Origin of the sequence: Hoylesella pleuritidis (assembly GCF_963541955.1) — a bacterium.
Lineage (GTDB): Bacteria > Bacteroidota > Bacteroidia > Bacteroidales > Bacteroidaceae > Prevotella > Prevotella pleuritidis.
This window is the reverse complement of the sequence record NZ_CAUTUT010000006.1, coordinates 96,244-111,028: the sequence shown is the minus strand read 5'-3', so window position 1 is coordinate 111,028 and position 14,785 is coordinate 96,244. Positions and strand designations below refer to the sequence as shown.

The 14,785-nt window shown below is 46.9% G+C and carries 14 protein-coding genes; all 14 read right to left on the bottom strand.

The annotated features are described in order from the left end of the window. Positions 1 to 52 precede the first annotated feature (52 nt). Complete coding sequence (gene rbfA / locus RWY97_RS03975) at positions 53 to 439, bottom strand: 30S ribosome-binding factor RbfA (RefSeq protein WP_024991632.1); 387 nt, start codon at positions 437 to 439, stop codon at positions 53 to 55. 9 nt (positions 440 to 448) lie between these two features. Next, complete coding sequence (gene murI / locus RWY97_RS03970; protein WP_273178131.1) at positions 449 to 1,297, bottom strand: glutamate racemase; 849 nt, start codon at positions 1,295 to 1,297, stop codon at positions 449 to 451. Positions 1,298 to 1,326: 29 nt separating this feature from the next. After that, positions 1,327 to 1,839 carry an OmpH family outer membrane protein gene (locus RWY97_RS03965; RefSeq protein ID WP_314739665.1) on the bottom strand — a complete coding sequence of 171 codons (513 nt, stop codon included), beginning with the start codon at positions 1,837 to 1,839 and terminating at the stop codon, positions 1,327 to 1,329. Between the two features lie 66 nt (positions 1,840 to 1,905). Continuing rightward, the gene (locus RWY97_RS03960) at positions 1,906 to 2,406 is read right to left on the bottom strand and encodes an OmpH/Skp family outer membrane protein (protein WP_021584005.1); all 501 of its coding nucleotides are present in this window, start codon (positions 2,404 to 2,406) and stop codon (positions 1,906 to 1,908) included. A gap of 64 nt (positions 2,407 to 2,470) precedes the next feature. Further along, positions 2,471 to 2,983 carry an OmpH/Skp family outer membrane protein gene (locus RWY97_RS03955; protein ID WP_315565651.1) on the bottom strand — a complete coding sequence of 171 codons (513 nt, stop codon included), beginning with the start codon at positions 2,981 to 2,983 and terminating at the stop codon, positions 2,471 to 2,473. 41 nt (positions 2,984 to 3,024) lie between these two features. Beyond that, positions 3,025 to 5,643, bottom strand: coding sequence for a BamA/OMP85 family outer membrane protein (locus RWY97_RS03950; protein WP_039876383.1), 2,619 nt, complete (start codon positions 5,641 to 5,643; stop codon positions 3,025 to 3,027). Positions 5,644 to 5,701: 58 nt separating this feature from the next. Continuing rightward, entirely contained in the window at positions 5,702 to 6,457 is a 756-nt protein-coding gene (locus RWY97_RS03945) for an isoprenyl transferase (RefSeq protein ID WP_021584041.1), read from the bottom strand. Continuing rightward, positions 6,458 to 7,138 (bottom strand): type IX secretion system protein PorG, encoded by a 681-nt coding sequence (gene porG, locus RWY97_RS03940; protein WP_315565670.1) that lies wholly within the window; start codon positions 7,136 to 7,138, stop codon positions 6,458 to 6,460. 15 nt (positions 7,139 to 7,153) lie between these two features. Next, positions 7,154 to 8,584 carry a DUF6242 domain-containing protein gene (locus RWY97_RS03935; RefSeq protein ID WP_315565648.1) on the bottom strand — a complete coding sequence of 477 codons (1,431 nt, stop codon included), beginning with the start codon at positions 8,582 to 8,584 and terminating at the stop codon, positions 7,154 to 7,156. A gap of 970 nt (positions 8,585 to 9,554) precedes the next feature. After that, positions 9,555 to 10,589 (bottom strand): Rid family hydrolase, encoded by a 1,035-nt coding sequence (locus RWY97_RS03930; RefSeq protein WP_315565646.1) that lies wholly within the window; start codon positions 10,587 to 10,589, stop codon positions 9,555 to 9,557. A 151-nt stretch (positions 10,590 to 10,740) separates the two neighbouring features. Further along, positions 10,741 to 11,397: a NigD1/NigD2 family lipoprotein gene (locus RWY97_RS03925; protein ID WP_315565644.1), complete on the bottom strand. Its 657-nt coding sequence runs from the start codon at positions 11,395 to 11,397 to the stop codon at positions 10,741 to 10,743. 3 nt (positions 11,398 to 11,400) lie between these two features. Beyond that, positions 11,401 to 12,549 carry a 1-acyl-sn-glycerol-3-phosphate acyltransferase gene (locus tag RWY97_RS03920; protein ID WP_273175230.1) on the bottom strand — a complete coding sequence of 383 codons (1,149 nt, stop codon included), beginning with the start codon at positions 12,547 to 12,549 and terminating at the stop codon, positions 11,401 to 11,403. Between the two features lie 152 nt (positions 12,550 to 12,701). Further along, entirely contained in the window at positions 12,702 to 13,706 is a 1,005-nt protein-coding gene (locus RWY97_RS03915; RefSeq protein ID WP_315565642.1) for a D-alanine--D-alanine ligase, read from the bottom strand. Positions 13,707 to 13,719: 13 nt separating this feature from the next. Then, positions 13,720 to 14,784, bottom strand: a complete 1,065-nt coding sequence (locus RWY97_RS03910) for an RluA family pseudouridine synthase (RefSeq protein ID WP_315565640.1) — start codon at positions 14,782 to 14,784, stop codon at positions 13,720 to 13,722. Between the last annotated feature and the right edge of the window lies 1 nt (position 14,785).

Genomic DNA, 14,785 nt, shown 5'->3' with positions numbered 1-14,785 from the left:
TGCCGATCCGCCTCTACAAAATAACTGCAGCTTGTTTCCTCTTTATATCCTTTCACCTATCACTCTCCCCTTCTGTGAGAGCAGGGGTTGAGCTAAGTCCTTTGTCGTTATTCAACAGTTCGTCGATTCGCTCTAAATAATCGAGGCTGTCATCGATGAAGAAACGGAGCTCGGGGATGATTCGGAGCTGGTTACGCACGCGTTTGCCCAATTCGTAACGGATGGTTTTCTCGTTGCGATTGACATTTTGCAGCATCTCGTCTCCGCGTTCCGAGGGAAATATACTGAGGTAAGCCGTGCAGATACTGAGATCGGGCGAGATGCGACAACGCGTCACACTAACCATCACTCCGTGCATAGCACGGGTCTGCGACTGAAAAATCAAACTGAGTTCTTTCTGTAACAGTCGCGCAATTCGGTTTTGTCTTGTTTCTTGCATACGTTTAAATCATTCTAAATCAACGTGTTTCACGTCTACATCCTCATTAAGAAAGATGCGTGCACTGGCCTTGAAGCGAGCTGCATTCTCGGTTGTAAGATAGCGGCAAAGACCTTGTCGGGTGCAGCGTGCATCCATTTCGGGATGCCGATGCAAGTAATCGCGCAGACTCTCAGCCACATATCGGCCCTGCGGAACTACCCGAACGCCCTGCGGAACATACCTCTTGATACTGCTCATTAACAACGGATAATGCGTACAACCCAGTATAATGGCGTCTATTTGCGGATCTTTCTGCATCAGGGTGTCGATTCGTTTCTTCACGAAATAGTCTGCTCCGGGTGTTCCCGATTCGTCAGCCTCGACGATGGCAGCCCACAACGGGCAGGCCACTCCGCTCACTTCGATATCGGGAAAGAGCTTTCTTATTTCAAGATTATAGCTTTTGCTGCGGATGGTTCCTTCTGTGGCGAGGATTCCGATGTGCCGACTCGTCGTGAGATGACCGATTGATTCGGCCGTGGGTCGGATGATTCCGAGTACCCGCCGACGCTCATCGAGCTGTGGAAGATCATTCTGTTGGATAGTGCGTAATGCCTTGGCCGACGCCGTATTACACCCCAAAATAACGAGATGGCATCCCATTGAGAACAGCTTCAGCACGGCTTGGCGCGTAAATTGATACACAATCTCGAACGAACGAGCACCATACGGGGCCCGCGCATTGTCTCCGAGATAGAGATAATCATAATCGGGCAGCAACTGACGGATGCTGTGCAGAATGGTGAGTCCGCCGTAACCGGAGTCGAAAACACCGATGGGGCCGGGCTGCATAGGGAAAGATTCCTTGCCGTTCATTGTGTCATTGCCTTATCGAGAAGGGTCAATCAGCGGACAACAGCTTCTCTGACAACAGCCGAAATATCTTCGCCCGATGCCGGATTAATGTAAGGCGTTGCATCATTGTCGGTATTCAGGATAAAGGCATACCCTTTATCGCGCCCTATTCTCTGCACGACGGCAGTGAGTTTAGCTTTCAACGGGGCCTCGGCCTCAGCCTTGGCTTTGCCCATCAGGCGCTCGGCCTCAGCCTTGAAAGCCACATTACGATTCATTAAATCCATTAATTCGGCCTGCCGCTTGTTGCGGATCGAAGGGGCAAAGTCGCGTTGTCCGTCGAGAAACTCTTCGTATTTCTTGTTAAATTCGTCCTCTGCACGCTTGGTTTCAGCATCGTATTTGTTCTTCAAATCATTGAGATTGCGCTGCATTACAGCATAGCCGGGCATAGTTTCAAAGGCCTCTCGATAGCTGAAATAGCCGAAACGTAACTGCTGTGACTGTGCATTGGCTGCGAGGGAAAGCGTTGCGAGAAGCAGGAAAAGCAAAAACTTCTTCATTGTATGACACGTTTGGGATAAACAATAAAGGCGGACCCGACGGCCCGCCCCATTCATTCGGTGATATTATTTGAGCTTGTTGAGCTGAGCCTTCACATCAGAAGTGACATCCTTGCTTAGTGTATCGCTGATGTAAGGGATGCCGGCCGACAGGTCCATAATATAGACATAGCCGCCGCTCTTGCCTACTGCCTTGATGGCATCAACCAACTTACTCGTGATTGGTGTCATTTTCTCTTGCTGGAGCTTTTGAAGCGCCTGCTGATTGTCCTGATAAGTCTGCTGAATCTTCGTGTACATCTCTTGCAAACTCTGCTCAGTCTCTTTCTGCTTGGTGGCATTCATCGTGCTCTTTGCTTTCTCATACTCCGAGCTCTTGCGCTGAAGTTCGTCCTGCATAGCTTTTAAGTCGTTCTCAAACTGCTTGGCCTTAGCTTCGATTTCACCACGGGCTTTCACAAATTCGGGCATATCCGACATTACCTGTTGGGCATTTAAGTGTCCGAATTTCTGTGCGAAGAGCGACAGAGGAGCGAACAACAGCAACGTTAAAATAAACTTTTTCATTTCTGTTTTCTATTTTTTGTTTGTTTATCTTCTTGTTCGTTATACGGCTGCAAATATACAACTTTTAGTTTGAATAGCCTAACTTTTGCAACACTTCATTGCTGATGTCTATCCTGGGAGAACCGAAAATGATGCCGTTATCGCTGCTTCGGTCGATGACGAGCGAATAACCGCGTTGCTCGGAAATCTCTTTCACGATGTTGTAAACCTCTTCCTGGATAGGCGTTATCAAGCTCGCGCGCTTCTTGAAAAGCTCCCCCTCGGGTCCGAAGTATTTCTTTTTCAAATCGGCAGCAGCTTTTTCCTTTTTCATAATATCGTCTTGCTTAGCCTTCTTTTGCTCTTGCGAGAGGAAGACAGACTCGTTCTGATAGTTCTTGTACATCGTTGCGGCAGCCGTGTTGAGTGCTTCCACTTCTGCCTGCCACTTCTTGGAGACTCGGTTGAGCTGCTCATTGGCACGCTCGTAAGCAGGTATATTCTTCAAGATATACTCCATATCCAACAGCGCAAACTTCTGTGCGCTCGCACCGACCGCCGTTAAAGCGAATACGGCTAATATCATTAACTTTTTCATTCTCTCCTTATTTAATAATTATCTTGTCGTTATTGGTCTTGTCAGAATTCCTGACCGAGGATGAAATGGAACTGTCCTCCGCCTTTCTTTCCATATACTTTATCGAATCCGTAAGCCCAATCAATACCCATCAAACCTACCATCGGCAGGAAGATTCGTACACCGACACCGGCACTTCTCTTCATATCGAAGGGATTGAACTTAGATGTTTGCGTCCACGCATTACCTGCTTCGAGGAACGTCAAACCGTAAATCGTGGTATTGCCGAGCATAAACGGATAGCGGAGTTCGAGTGAAAAGCGATCGTAAGCGTAGGCTTCTGCACCCCGAGGAGTCAACGATCCGTTTTCATAACCACGCAAACCGATGGTCTCTTCGGCATAACCTGTGGAGTAACCGCTCATTCCGTCACCTCCCATATAATAGGTTTCAAAGGGGCTCTTCTTGTCTTTATTATACGATCCGAGCAGTCCTAACTCGACTCGCGTCATCAAAACGAAACACTTCTGACCGCCGGACAGCGCCGTGTAGGTCTTGGCTTTGAACTTCCATTTATGATATTCCACCCAACGGAACTTCTCTTGCTGCTCTGCCGAATAGTTAGGCGACCTGGGATTGGTTGCTAAATGAGCATAGTCTTTATGATCCCAAGCTGACCAAGGGGGCGTAACCGTCACCGAAGCGAGGAAATCTGAGCCGCGACGGGGAAAGAGTTGGTTATCCGTTGATGTACGGCTGAGGGATATTCCAAGGTTTAAGTTATTGGAATTACCGTTCATCATCAGGAAGTATTTCCAATTCTTGAGCATATAACGGGTATAAGCGAGCTGCACGGAGAGCGTGAAATAGTCATCCGGCCACCGTAAGCGCTTACCCCATCCGAATGAGGCACCGAAGAGTTTGATATACGTATCGGGATCGTAATAGTTCTCATAGTTATTATAATAACTGCGTCCGTAACCGTAAAGAGAATTCAGATAGTTGTTCCTCCACGCCGAATTATAATAGTTACTGGATACATCTGAGTATTTAGAGAAATAAGCTCCCACGCTAAATTGTATCGGACGCTTGCCTCCAAACCAGTTAGTCGAATAGTTAACGTTATAAGATTGATAGTATTTCGCATTGGTTTGGGCTCCTATAGAGAGTACTTCACCGTCGCCGACAGGCAGTATTCCGCGGTGCTCTTTATTCTTATTGAAAAGGTTGGCGATAGAGAAATTATTGAGTTTGAGACCAACTCGCGCAATCAGTCCAGCCTGCCCCCAACCTAACGAGAACTCAACCTGGTCGTTAGACTTCTGAGTCAGATTCCAATTCACGTCTACCGTACCGTCTTCATAGTTCGGTCTGACATCCGGATTAACCTTTTCGGGATCAAAATGACCCATCGATGCCAACTCGCGAACAGACCTTTGGAGAGCTTCTTTGGAGAATAAATCACCCGGTTTAGTACGTAGTTCGCGTCTCACTACATTCTCATAAAGACGGTCATTACCGTTAATACGAACATGGCTGAGGTGTGCTTGTTGTCCTTCTGTTATCCGCATCTCCAAGTCAATGGAGTCACCCACGATGTTGACTTCTGTCGGTTGCAAATTGTAGAAGATGTAACCATTATTCCAATAAGCATTACCCACAGCGTCTTCGTCTTCTGAAAGGCGTTTACCCAACAGTTTTTGGTTATATACATCACCTCTCTTCATTCCGAGAATACGACTCAGATCGTCCGTCGAGTACACCGTATTGCCCACCCAAGTAATGTTACGCAGATAATATTTCTTACCTTCGTTCACCTTCAAATAAATATCAACGTGCTTGCCATCATAGTTCCACACGCTGTCTTTGACAATGGCTGCATCGCGGAAACCAAGCTCATTGTACTTGTCTATTAGGCTTTTCTTGTCTTTTTCCCATCTTTCTGGCGTGTATTTCTTTGATTTCAACAGGTTGGCAAATTTACCGGCCTCGTGCGTTTTAGCAAAAGCGCCCTTTGAGAAGAAGCTACCTTTAATCCGTTTAGCCGAAACCTGCTCATTTCCTACAAGTTGAATCTCGTGCACACGCATCTTTTCTTTCTTATCGATGACTACATCCAAGATTACCTGATTCTTATTAGCGACATCGTTTCGCTGGTTAATCTCGATGTCGGCATTCTTAAATCCTTTGTCATCAAAATATTTTTTGGCCAGAATTTTGGCACGATCAATCATATTAGGCGTAACTTGCGACCCTTTGAGCAAGCCCAACTTGGCCTCCATATCATCCTTTTCCGATTTCTTCAAACCAATATAATTAATCGTGGAAACACGCGGGCGCACTTGCAGTTCAATATGAAGATAAGCCTTACTGCCGATAATCGAATCGACGGAGACGGCTACTTTCGAGAAAAGTCCGTGCTTCCAATAGCGTTTTACAGCATCAGTCACCGCGTTTCCGGGGATAGTGATCTCTTGTCCCACACTCAATCCCGAGATACCTGTCAGCACATAGTCTTCGTAACCATCAACTCCCGACACGTTGATACCGCCTATCGTCACCGTGCGCGGGATGCCAGCGTAAGAGATTTCAGGATAATCGACCTTATCCTGTGCCTTTATTTGCAAACCGAAACACAATGTCACGGCCAACAAAAGCAATACCTTATTTATATGATTCATATCTAAAATATTTTCAAGATACCGAGACTTGCCCACAAACAGGCATTTCTCTCTATGTCTATTCACTCTGTTCCACCTGTGCTTCGGTCTTACCAAACCGGCGTTGACGGCGTTGATAGCTCACAATAGCACGTTGCAAATCCTGCTCTTTAAAGTCAGGCCAATAGGTATCACAGAAGTATAGCTCTGCATAAGCAATCTGCCAAAGCAGGAAATTGGATATACGCAACTCTCCACCAGTACGAATCAGCAAGTCAGGATCAGGCATAAAGCGTGTTTCAAGATGGTTACAGAACGCCTCTTCGGTGAGCTTCTGCACGACATCTTCACAATTTCCGTCTTCCGACAAAGTTATTGCTTCACGCACAGTAACACGCATTGCCTCGACGATCTCCCATCTTGCAGAGTAGCTCAAAGCCACAACCATCGTCATCGCGGTATTCTGCGCAGTGTGTTCCATCGTCTCCTGCAACTTTTTCTGTACGTCTTCGGGCAATCGTTTGATGTCGCCGATCACACGAAAGCGCACATTATTCTTCATAAATATCTCGTCTTCGAGTGACGACAAAACGAGTCCCATCAAGGCCGAAACCTCATCGGCAGGCCTGTTCCAGTTCTCTGTGGAAAACGTATAGAGTGTAAGGAACTTCACACCGAGCCTCGTACACGCTGCGGTAATACGTCTGACAGCATCCACTCCGGCCTGATGTCCGAAGCTGCGAGGTTTTCCCCGCTCTGCGGCCCAACGCCCGTTGCCATCCATTATGATGGCAATATGTCGAGGAATACGATTTAAATCTATCTGTTCTGTCATTCAGAAGTCTTTGTTACAGGTTCTACACTTAGGCGCGAAACTATACGTCAATCCAACTATCATCGTGCTATAACAGTCGGTATTCTTAAAAATACCACTGCTTTTCACACCATAAGGGTCTTTCACTCCATCGAGTTCGTCGCTCAACGAAAAGTGCATCGCCCACTCAATGCCAATGTTCAGGCGCTTGCCTAACTTGTATTTGACACCCAATCCCAATGGGATATGAGCTGTAAAAACATTCTTTCCGCCGCCCGTTACATATGTTCCGCCGAGTCCTGCCAGCACAAATGGCGTCAATCTCTGCGCTCCTCGGTAGTCGCGACCGGTTCCGTAAGGCCAAAAGTTATATTCATATACGAGACCGATATCGGTCAATGTATTATCGAATCGATAAACTTGGCGCCGATACGCGGGATAAACGGTCTTGACATCTGCCGAAGAACCTTTCAACTTTCCATAACTCGCACATAACCGTAAAGCCATATAAGGATTGAGAATACGCCTTAATACAAGCGCGCCTGCGGGTTGCATATCCCGTAAGATGCTGCCATTGAAATCGCCTTCATAGGCTACTGCCCCGATGGCTGCACCCGCTTCCCATCGATACTCCATATCTTCTTGTGCATCGACAGCGATTGCCGTGGCAAGAAACAGGATGAGAAAGAGTAGCCGGTGCATTACTTTCACCCCGCGTTATTCCTTAAACACGTTCTGTTCCTTACGCCAACCGAGCTGTGTAAGACGACCTTTCCATATCCGTCCGCTGCCTCCGCATACCATCCATACATGGTTATTGGCATCCACAGTGAGTGCAAACACAGTGGCAGTAGCGGTGAATCCCTTAGGAATCGTTATTGCCGTGTCGGCCCGCCAGACAATTCCGGCATCATAACTCATATACACCGCGGCAAAGCCCTTTGTCTTGTCAGCTCCGATTCCGTGTCCTCCAACTGCTAATAAACCGCCGTTATATCCTGCGACACACAAGCCTTGAAGACGCGGCAAACGATATTTCCCGCCTTTCACCGTACCATAATAGGCCCACGGTTGTACTTGTGCACCCGCCAATGTTTCTTCAATCTTTCCCCAAATTGCTGCTGCCGTATCGCCAGCATAATCTGTTGCACTGCGATTTCCGACAAGAATGAGACGTGATGTGTTGCTGTTTGTTTTCAAAGGAAGCGTGCAAAGGCTGATATCTTGAACCGGTAGCAAAGCCGACTTATCATCAAGCGATTCCTCACGCCACGTTATTCCACCATCGGCAGATACTTCTAACATCTTCGAAGCATTGAGTGCATAGAGCTTATTACCGCTTGCACCCATCAATCGATGGATATTTGTCACGGCCACTTGCGTCCAATCAGTTCCGTTTGACGACTTCCAAAGCGCTCCGTTATCCAAAATATAAAGTTGAGCGGCCATTACGCATACATTCTTATATGCCTCACGACCAAATGCTTGCATTCCGGTCAGAGCCCAATTGTTACCATCGGAGGTAGCGGTAGCATACGTTACGGTATTCGTTCCATTATCGCCGAAGACGAAAATCTTGCCGTTAAGACTCACAGCTTTCATTCCCAGCAAACTACCCAACGATGAGTTAGCCGTCAATTCCGTCCAATTAAACACGTTAGGCACCTCTTTATGTACATTCACCCGCACGGTATAAGCCCGATAATTATTGCCCGAATTACTGTAAACACGCACCTCACGCGGACTGCTGAAGTCTAACGAGTCAGTTGCCACATAACGAACCAGACTGTCTTTCGTTGCTCCCGCTTTCTTCATATTCAGCGCAATAGCACCGCCGCTCTTACCAACGATTGTGGCAATAACCTTAGATGCGTCTACACCGACAGGCAAAGAGTCAGGATTATAGATTTCACGCTTGGTCTGGTCGATATAGAATGCGTATTTGCTTGCATTGAATTTTGCCTTATAAGTACTGTCTTTGCCGGCCTTAGTCTTGGTATGAACCGTCCTTTTGAGTGTCCCTACTGCAAACGAAGTGATAGCTGTGTCTTCGTAATAAGCCACATCTCGGTCTTCACCTTTCAGACAAGCCGTCATTAAAAACATTGCTGTCAGCAGCAACATAGAAGTTAAAAGCTTCTTCTTCATTACACCCTAAATTATGAATTTAGCTGCAAATTTAATCAGAAATCTGCAAATACAACTCGCTTTTAATGGTTTATTATGCAAAAAAGTACCCGATATCGCATTTTTTAAGTTTGTTTAGGTAAAGACGAGTTATACCGAACGAACATATCGGAAAGCAACGGCCCTGGTGCATATTTACGCATATGGATAAAAAAAAGAGGACAACACGAATCACTCGTATTGGCCTCTTGAAAGAATAATGTTATCGGATGTGTGTATTAACCAAAGCGATAATGCTGAGGATAGTCAACAAAGTGACCCACAACAACATCTCGATTGTTCCATAATCTAATAACATAATCTTTACCTTAAAAAATCTATCAAACTACTAACCTAATGAAAACTTATTAAAATGTAAATGCATTCTCACGAACACGGTGCAAAGATACGACATTGTTTTCAAACCAACAAACATTTTCTTCATTATTTTTCTTCCATCCGAAAGAATTTGATTTAAATCAAATTTCACGAGACTGAATTGACAATTTATTGCTCGCCAAAGTAAAAACTTCTACCTTTCGAACTGTACCCGTAGCCCATCAGCACAGCCGACGATTGTTTCTGATGCCACTCTTTACCTTATTTTAAAATAGATGTATATCTTCCATATTACGGATTTTACCCAAAAGGAAATTCCACAGGCAATTAGATCTCTTCTATTCAATATCTTGCTGAAAATCAGAAGCATACAATTCCAGTAGCAATTAGCCGTCAATCGGTTTGCAACTAACGATTAAATACATTGCGAAAAGCCATTAAACGACGTGTGTTTAACCGTTAGTTGCAAACCGATTGACGGCTAATTGCGAGACATTTTATATATAATTGATTTTCAATCATTTATAAAGACGCTCTCTACTTGTTGATTTTCGTTTGGGAATGATGTTCTTTTGTTTTCTATTCAATTGCGGAGCGATACACCAATTGCCACCTATAAATATGCGGGGTATCGTAAATTCGCTACACATTCCATTTCGATCAACCACTCCGGACGGCACACTTTCGCTCCCAAAAGAATGCGGGGCGTATCAGGATAAGCGGCATTCATAAAGGCTTCTACGGCCTGATAGTCCGACGGATCGCGCAGATAGACCAGCAGATAGGCTACGTCTTTCATCGTAGCTCGGCCGTTTTTGAGCAGTGCCCCAATGTTTTCAAGCAGCCGACCGGTCTGCCGCAGGATGTCGCCTTGATAAAGAACGTCTCCGCGGTTGTCGATACTGGCCGTACCCGAAATAAAGATTTTATGACCGAAAGACATTCTGATGCTTGTTCCCCGTTCGAAAGCCACACCGTATTCGTGCGCCGGATTGAGGTGATCCGGTGCTTTGAGATAGGTCTTGTCAGCCTCGGTGAGGCCGGGATAAGTGAGGAAGTCAATACCCACCAACGCATTGCGCACCTGTGAATAACCACCGATGCCCGTGCTGGCAATAAAATGCGAGTCGGCAGTCAGGCCGTAACGGCGGAACACATCATTGCGAGCACGCACCATTCCTTCGTAATTCACATCGATATCAGCCATATATATCCACGTGCGTACACAATGTTCTTTGAGCGAAAGCCGATGTTTCCCAAGTTCTTCGAGATACTTTTCAAAGAGCAGAATAGTCTGGGTGTAAGCATTATTGCCGCGCGTCTCCTCCTCATTGAGCCGCATACTGTGGAAGAGAAAGTCTTGCGGAGCGTCCGAAGTCTTGATTAATACCGAGACCTTAGAGCCGTTCAGCGGTATCTGTTCAACAATGGTGTGGGGCAATTGACTTAAAATCTCTTTGTAAAGAGCCGATTTCAGCAGTGTGTCATACTGATTTTGGGCGTCGCTCAAGAATATTTTACTGTATTGCAAGCGCCTGCCTGCAAGGCCCTCCATATCCAGACGATTGCCCACCGACATATATAGCTCGATCAATCGTTCTGCAACGGTGCCCCGTCCTTTGGCCGATAAGATAAAATATTGTTCCATTTCGTCTTGCATTTTATAATGCAAAAATAAGGATTCTTGCTGAAAATGCGTAACGAAACGGTGTGAAAGACATACAAAATACCGATAAATGATGTCTCCGTGGGCAATAATCCGACTCCTTTCCGTTGGAGAAAAAGGGAGCGGCCGGCTCTTATTTGATCAGTATTTTACTCTTTTTCCCTTTATAAGTATAGACATTCAGATGGATGACTGACCCCTTGGCAACATTTCGCAGTGGCACACTGAGATGGCCGCGGACGCTGTAATACTGGGGCACTCCGTTCTGATGATGCAACAAGGTGAGATAAATGTGCGACACGTTGTTGGCCGATTGCTTGACGGAATCGCACGAAACGCCGAGCGTCTGACGAGTGTCGGGAGTGTCAGTCTTACCTGTTTTAACAGCGAAACCGATATTGAGATACTTCCGGTTGCGACTGATCCACGCACTCTCAAAGATGAGCGGATCGGTGAACCGTGGCTCACCCTCGGCCATTTTACGCCATTTCATCACAGGAATTTGCTTCATTCGCACCGCTTCCGGCCCCTCTTCGCTAAGGTTGTAATAGGCTAACACACGATAAACGGAATCGCCCCGTACGGCCCAATCAACCGTAATGCGCGGCGAAAAAGCAACGGAATCACCGTCGTCGGTGATAAGATAATCGACCACTCGGGGCGAAGTGGTATGCAACTCGGCAAAATCGGCACGCAGATAAGAATATTTTCCGTCGCCTGTCCGGTAGTTTTCACGTCGGCAACTCATCACGATGATAAGCAGACCGACTACTGCAAGGAATTTCTTCATAGGTTATTGAGCGGCAAGATAATTGATGGCGGGATTGGCATACATTGTCAACAGGCGTTCACGCAGATAGGATTCGTCTTTGTTTTCAAGCTCAATCTTGGCCAACTGACCACTGATGTATTGTTCAAAAGCGGTTTGGTCGACATCCGTATACGCCGAACGGTAGGCCGTCGACCCCCGAAGCAGATCGAGTGCAACATAATTGCAGGGGTAGAGTCGATAGTTTCGGTGAATCTGTCGGTCGATAAACGCAGCGACAGAAGCATACAGTTCGGTCTTCGGCAGTGCCGGATCGAGTTGCGTGAGATAGTTGTCGAGACACGGTGCACATTGATAATGGATACGCCCTTTGTATCCGAAAATGCCCGTTTGCATACTGACAAGGTCGTCTTGCGGGCTCTTCTTCCATCCCTGTACATCGCGTTTGAGCTGAAACTCCTGTGCTTTGAGATAGTCGCAGGGGTCGAATTCATACGAAATTGTCAGCGGAACGATATGCAATTGAATGAGTCGCTCGACCGCAGAACCCGTTCCTCCCATCGCCATCATTTTAAGAACGGCCTCCTGTGTACGGTCATCCGAGTCCTTAGCACGGCCTTCGCGCTGTGCAATCCACACGTTTTCGTGCTTCACATTTACTGCATAGTGCATATATTCGGACAGTCTTCGGCTGGCCGCCAGCATCTGTCGCATCGGCAGATTGCGCTCGACAATAAACGATTTATTGACTCTCACGAGGTCTTTTATCCACGGAAGCGACAGCAGGTTGTCGCCGATGGCTATCTCACAGGTCGTCGTGAAGCCCGCATCTATGAGTAATTTGTCGAGGAAAGCAGAGTCGAGCACGATGTCACGGTGGTTACTTATAAAGGTAAATCGGCCCTGATTACCAATCGCCGAGATGTCGATATCGCAGCTTTTGCTGGCTTTTGACAGGAGCTTTTCAAGAAAACCGTAACAGAACGTGTGCTGAAACTCCAAGCCGGTCTTACATTCCCGCATCCTTGTTGCAAACACATCGAAAGACATTTCGGGCATAATGAAAGCGATAACTTTGCGAAACTGCTCGTTGTTCAGCAGTCTTTCAAACACTTCGGGCAGCTCTTCGGGCTCGAAAGGACGTATCGGATCGAATTCAGATAGCGTGGACATAGATTCTTGTTGATTTTTGGGGATTGTGCGTTTAGACGTTAAATCGTGTGCGTTTAATCATTAGTTGGATTGCATTTAACCGTTAGTTGGATTACGTTTAACCGTTAGTCAGGTTGCGTTTAACGGTTAAATGCAACTCGACTAACGTCTTTTCACGACATCTGATTTTCAATAATATCGGTCAAGACATCCTTAATGTCTAAGCCGGCAGCTTTCACTTGCTGCGGAATAAAGCTCGTGGCGGTCATTCCCGGAGTACTATTGATCTCGAGCATGTTGATGACATCGCGACCGTTTTGATCTTGGGAAATGATGTAATCGATGCGAATGATGCCGTTGCAATGCAATATGTCATAGATCTTCGACGTCTCTTCGGCCACCCGTTCGGCCGTTTCGGGATTGAGACGAGCAGGTGTTATCTCTTCGACTTGTCCGTTATACTTGGCGTCGTAATCAAAAAACTCGTTGCTGGTAACGACTTCCGTGGCGGGAAATACGACCGACTTGTTTTTCGTTTTGTAGCAACCGACAGAGATTTCCGTACCTTTCAGGTAGCGTTCTATCATCACTTCGTCGCTCTCCATAAATGCAACGCGCAAGGCAGGAGCTAACTGATCGGCATTCTTTACCTTTGAAATACCGAAGCTCGAACCGTCGGCTGCAGGCTTGACAAAGCACGGCCACCCAATGCGCGACGCTATTTCAGCCTCGGAATACTTATCTTCTTCACCGCGACGAAGCAGCAAACTATCAGCCACATTCACACCGAAGCCGCGCAGATAATTGTTAAGCACGAATTTATCAAACGTCATTGCCTCCACTAAAACGCCACTTGTGCTGTACGGAATATGCAGAAGCTCGAAGTAACCTTGCATTATTCCGTTCTCACCGGGCGTTCCGTGAATCGTAATATACGCGTAATCGAACACCACGAGCTTGTCATTCACCAGAAAAGAAAAGTCGTTTTTATCAATGGGAGCCGTGGTTCCGTCTTCAAAATGCACGTTCCAATCGAGTCCTTTCACGTCGACAATGTAGACATTATAGCGCTCTTTATCAAAGAAAGAGTACAAACCTTGAGCCGAACGCATTGAGACGTCATGCTCGGAAGAATCTCCACCGCACACGATGGCTATGTTTCTTTTGGGATTTTCCATATCTTTTGTGTCCTTAATTATCGTAAGTGTCGATGGTGGTACCCGTTATAAAGGCTCTCCATTTATCTATCAGCTGCTCCATATCACGCGGAAGCGGTGCACAGAAATCCATCTCTCGGCCAGTAGTCGGGTGCCGGAAGCCCAGCGTTCGGGCGTGAAGTGCCTGACGATTGCATAATTTAAAGCAGTTTTGAATGAACGACTTGTACGTCGAACTACGGTTACCGCGCAGGATTTCGGTACCTCCATAGCGCTCATCGGCAAACAACGGGTGACCGATATGCCGCAAGTGAGCTCGAATCTGATGTGTCCGGCCTGTCTCGAGCATACATTCTATCAACGTAACATAGCCGAAACGCTCGAGCACGCGATAGTGAGTGACGGCTGGTTTGCCGATACCCGAAACGGGATCGAATACTTTCATCCGCAGCCGATCACGCGGATCGCGCCCAATATTGCCCTCGATGCGACCTTCATCTTCGGCGAAATGGCCCCACACCAAGGCATTATAGCTGCGCCGAGTGGTCTTGTTGAAGAACTGAACACCCAACTTACGCTTAGCATCGGGCGTCTTGGCAACAAGCAACAGACCGCTGGTGTCTTTATCGATACGATGTACCAAGCCGACCTCGGGGTCGTTGGGATCATACGAAGGCAAGTCTTTCAGATGCCAGGCAACGGCATTCACCAACGTGCCATGGAAGTTTCCAGCACCCGGATGGACAACAAGTCCAGCGGGTTTATCGACTACCAGCAACTCAGCATCTTCGTAAACGATGTTCAACGAGATGTCTTCGGCCTCGATAGTGCTATCGTGTCGCGGGCGGTCAAGCATTAAAGTGATTACATCGTTGGGCCTAACTTTATAATTACTTTTCACCGGACGATCGTTCACGTGCACGAAACCGGCATCCGCAGCCTGCTGAATGCGGTTGCGACTGGAATGCTGCAACTTCTCGAACATATATTTATCGATGCGCAACGGGCTTTGCCCCTCGTCTACAACGATGCGGAAATGTTCATAGAGCGGCTGTTGCTCATCTTCCAATTCGTCGATTTCTTCTGTATATTCAGTCATT

Coding starts and splice junctions, on each gene's coding strand:
- rbfA (WP_024991632.1), bottom strand. CDS start 439: ATGCAAGAAACAAGACAAAACCGAATTGCGCGACTGTTACAGAAAGAA.
- murI (WP_273178131.1), bottom strand. CDS start 1,297: ATGAACGGCAAGGAATCTTTCCCTATGCAGCCCGGCCCCATCGGTGTT.
- RWY97_RS03965 (WP_314739665.1), bottom strand. CDS start 1,839: ATGAAGAAGTTTTTGCTTTTCCTGCTTCTCGCAACGCTTTCCCTCGCA.
- RWY97_RS03960 (WP_021584005.1), bottom strand. CDS start 2,406: ATGAAAAAGTTTATTTTAACGTTGCTGTTGTTCGCTCCTCTGTCGCTC.
- RWY97_RS03955 (WP_315565651.1), bottom strand. CDS start 2,983: ATGAAAAAGTTAATGATATTAGCCGTATTCGCTTTAACGGCGGTCGGT.
- RWY97_RS03950 (WP_039876383.1), bottom strand. CDS start 5,643: ATGAATCATATAAATAAGGTATTGCTTTTGTTGGCCGTGACATTGTGT.
- RWY97_RS03945 (WP_021584041.1), bottom strand. CDS start 6,457: ATGACAGAACAGATAGATTTAAATCGTATTCCTCGACATATTGCCATC.
- porG (WP_315565670.1), bottom strand. CDS start 7,138: ATGCACCGGCTACTCTTTCTCATCCTGTTTCTTGCCACGGCAATCGCT.
- RWY97_RS03935 (WP_315565648.1), bottom strand. CDS start 8,584: ATGAAGAAGAAGCTTTTAACTTCTATGTTGCTGCTGACAGCAATGTTT.
- RWY97_RS03930 (WP_315565646.1), bottom strand. CDS start 10,589: ATGGAACAATATTTTATCTTATCGGCCAAAGGACGGGGCACCGTTGCA.
- RWY97_RS03925 (WP_315565644.1), bottom strand. CDS start 11,397: ATGAAGAAATTCCTTGCAGTAGTCGGTCTGCTTATCATCGTGATGAGT.
- RWY97_RS03920 (WP_273175230.1), bottom strand. CDS start 12,549: ATGTCCACGCTATCTGAATTCGATCCGATACGTCCTTTCGAGCCCGAA.
- RWY97_RS03915 (WP_315565642.1), bottom strand. CDS start 13,706: ATGGAAAATCCCAAAAGAAACATAGCCATCGTGTGCGGTGGAGATTCT.
- RWY97_RS03910 (WP_315565640.1), bottom strand. CDS start 14,784: ATGACTGAATATACAGAAGAAATCGACGAATTGGAAGATGAGCAACAG.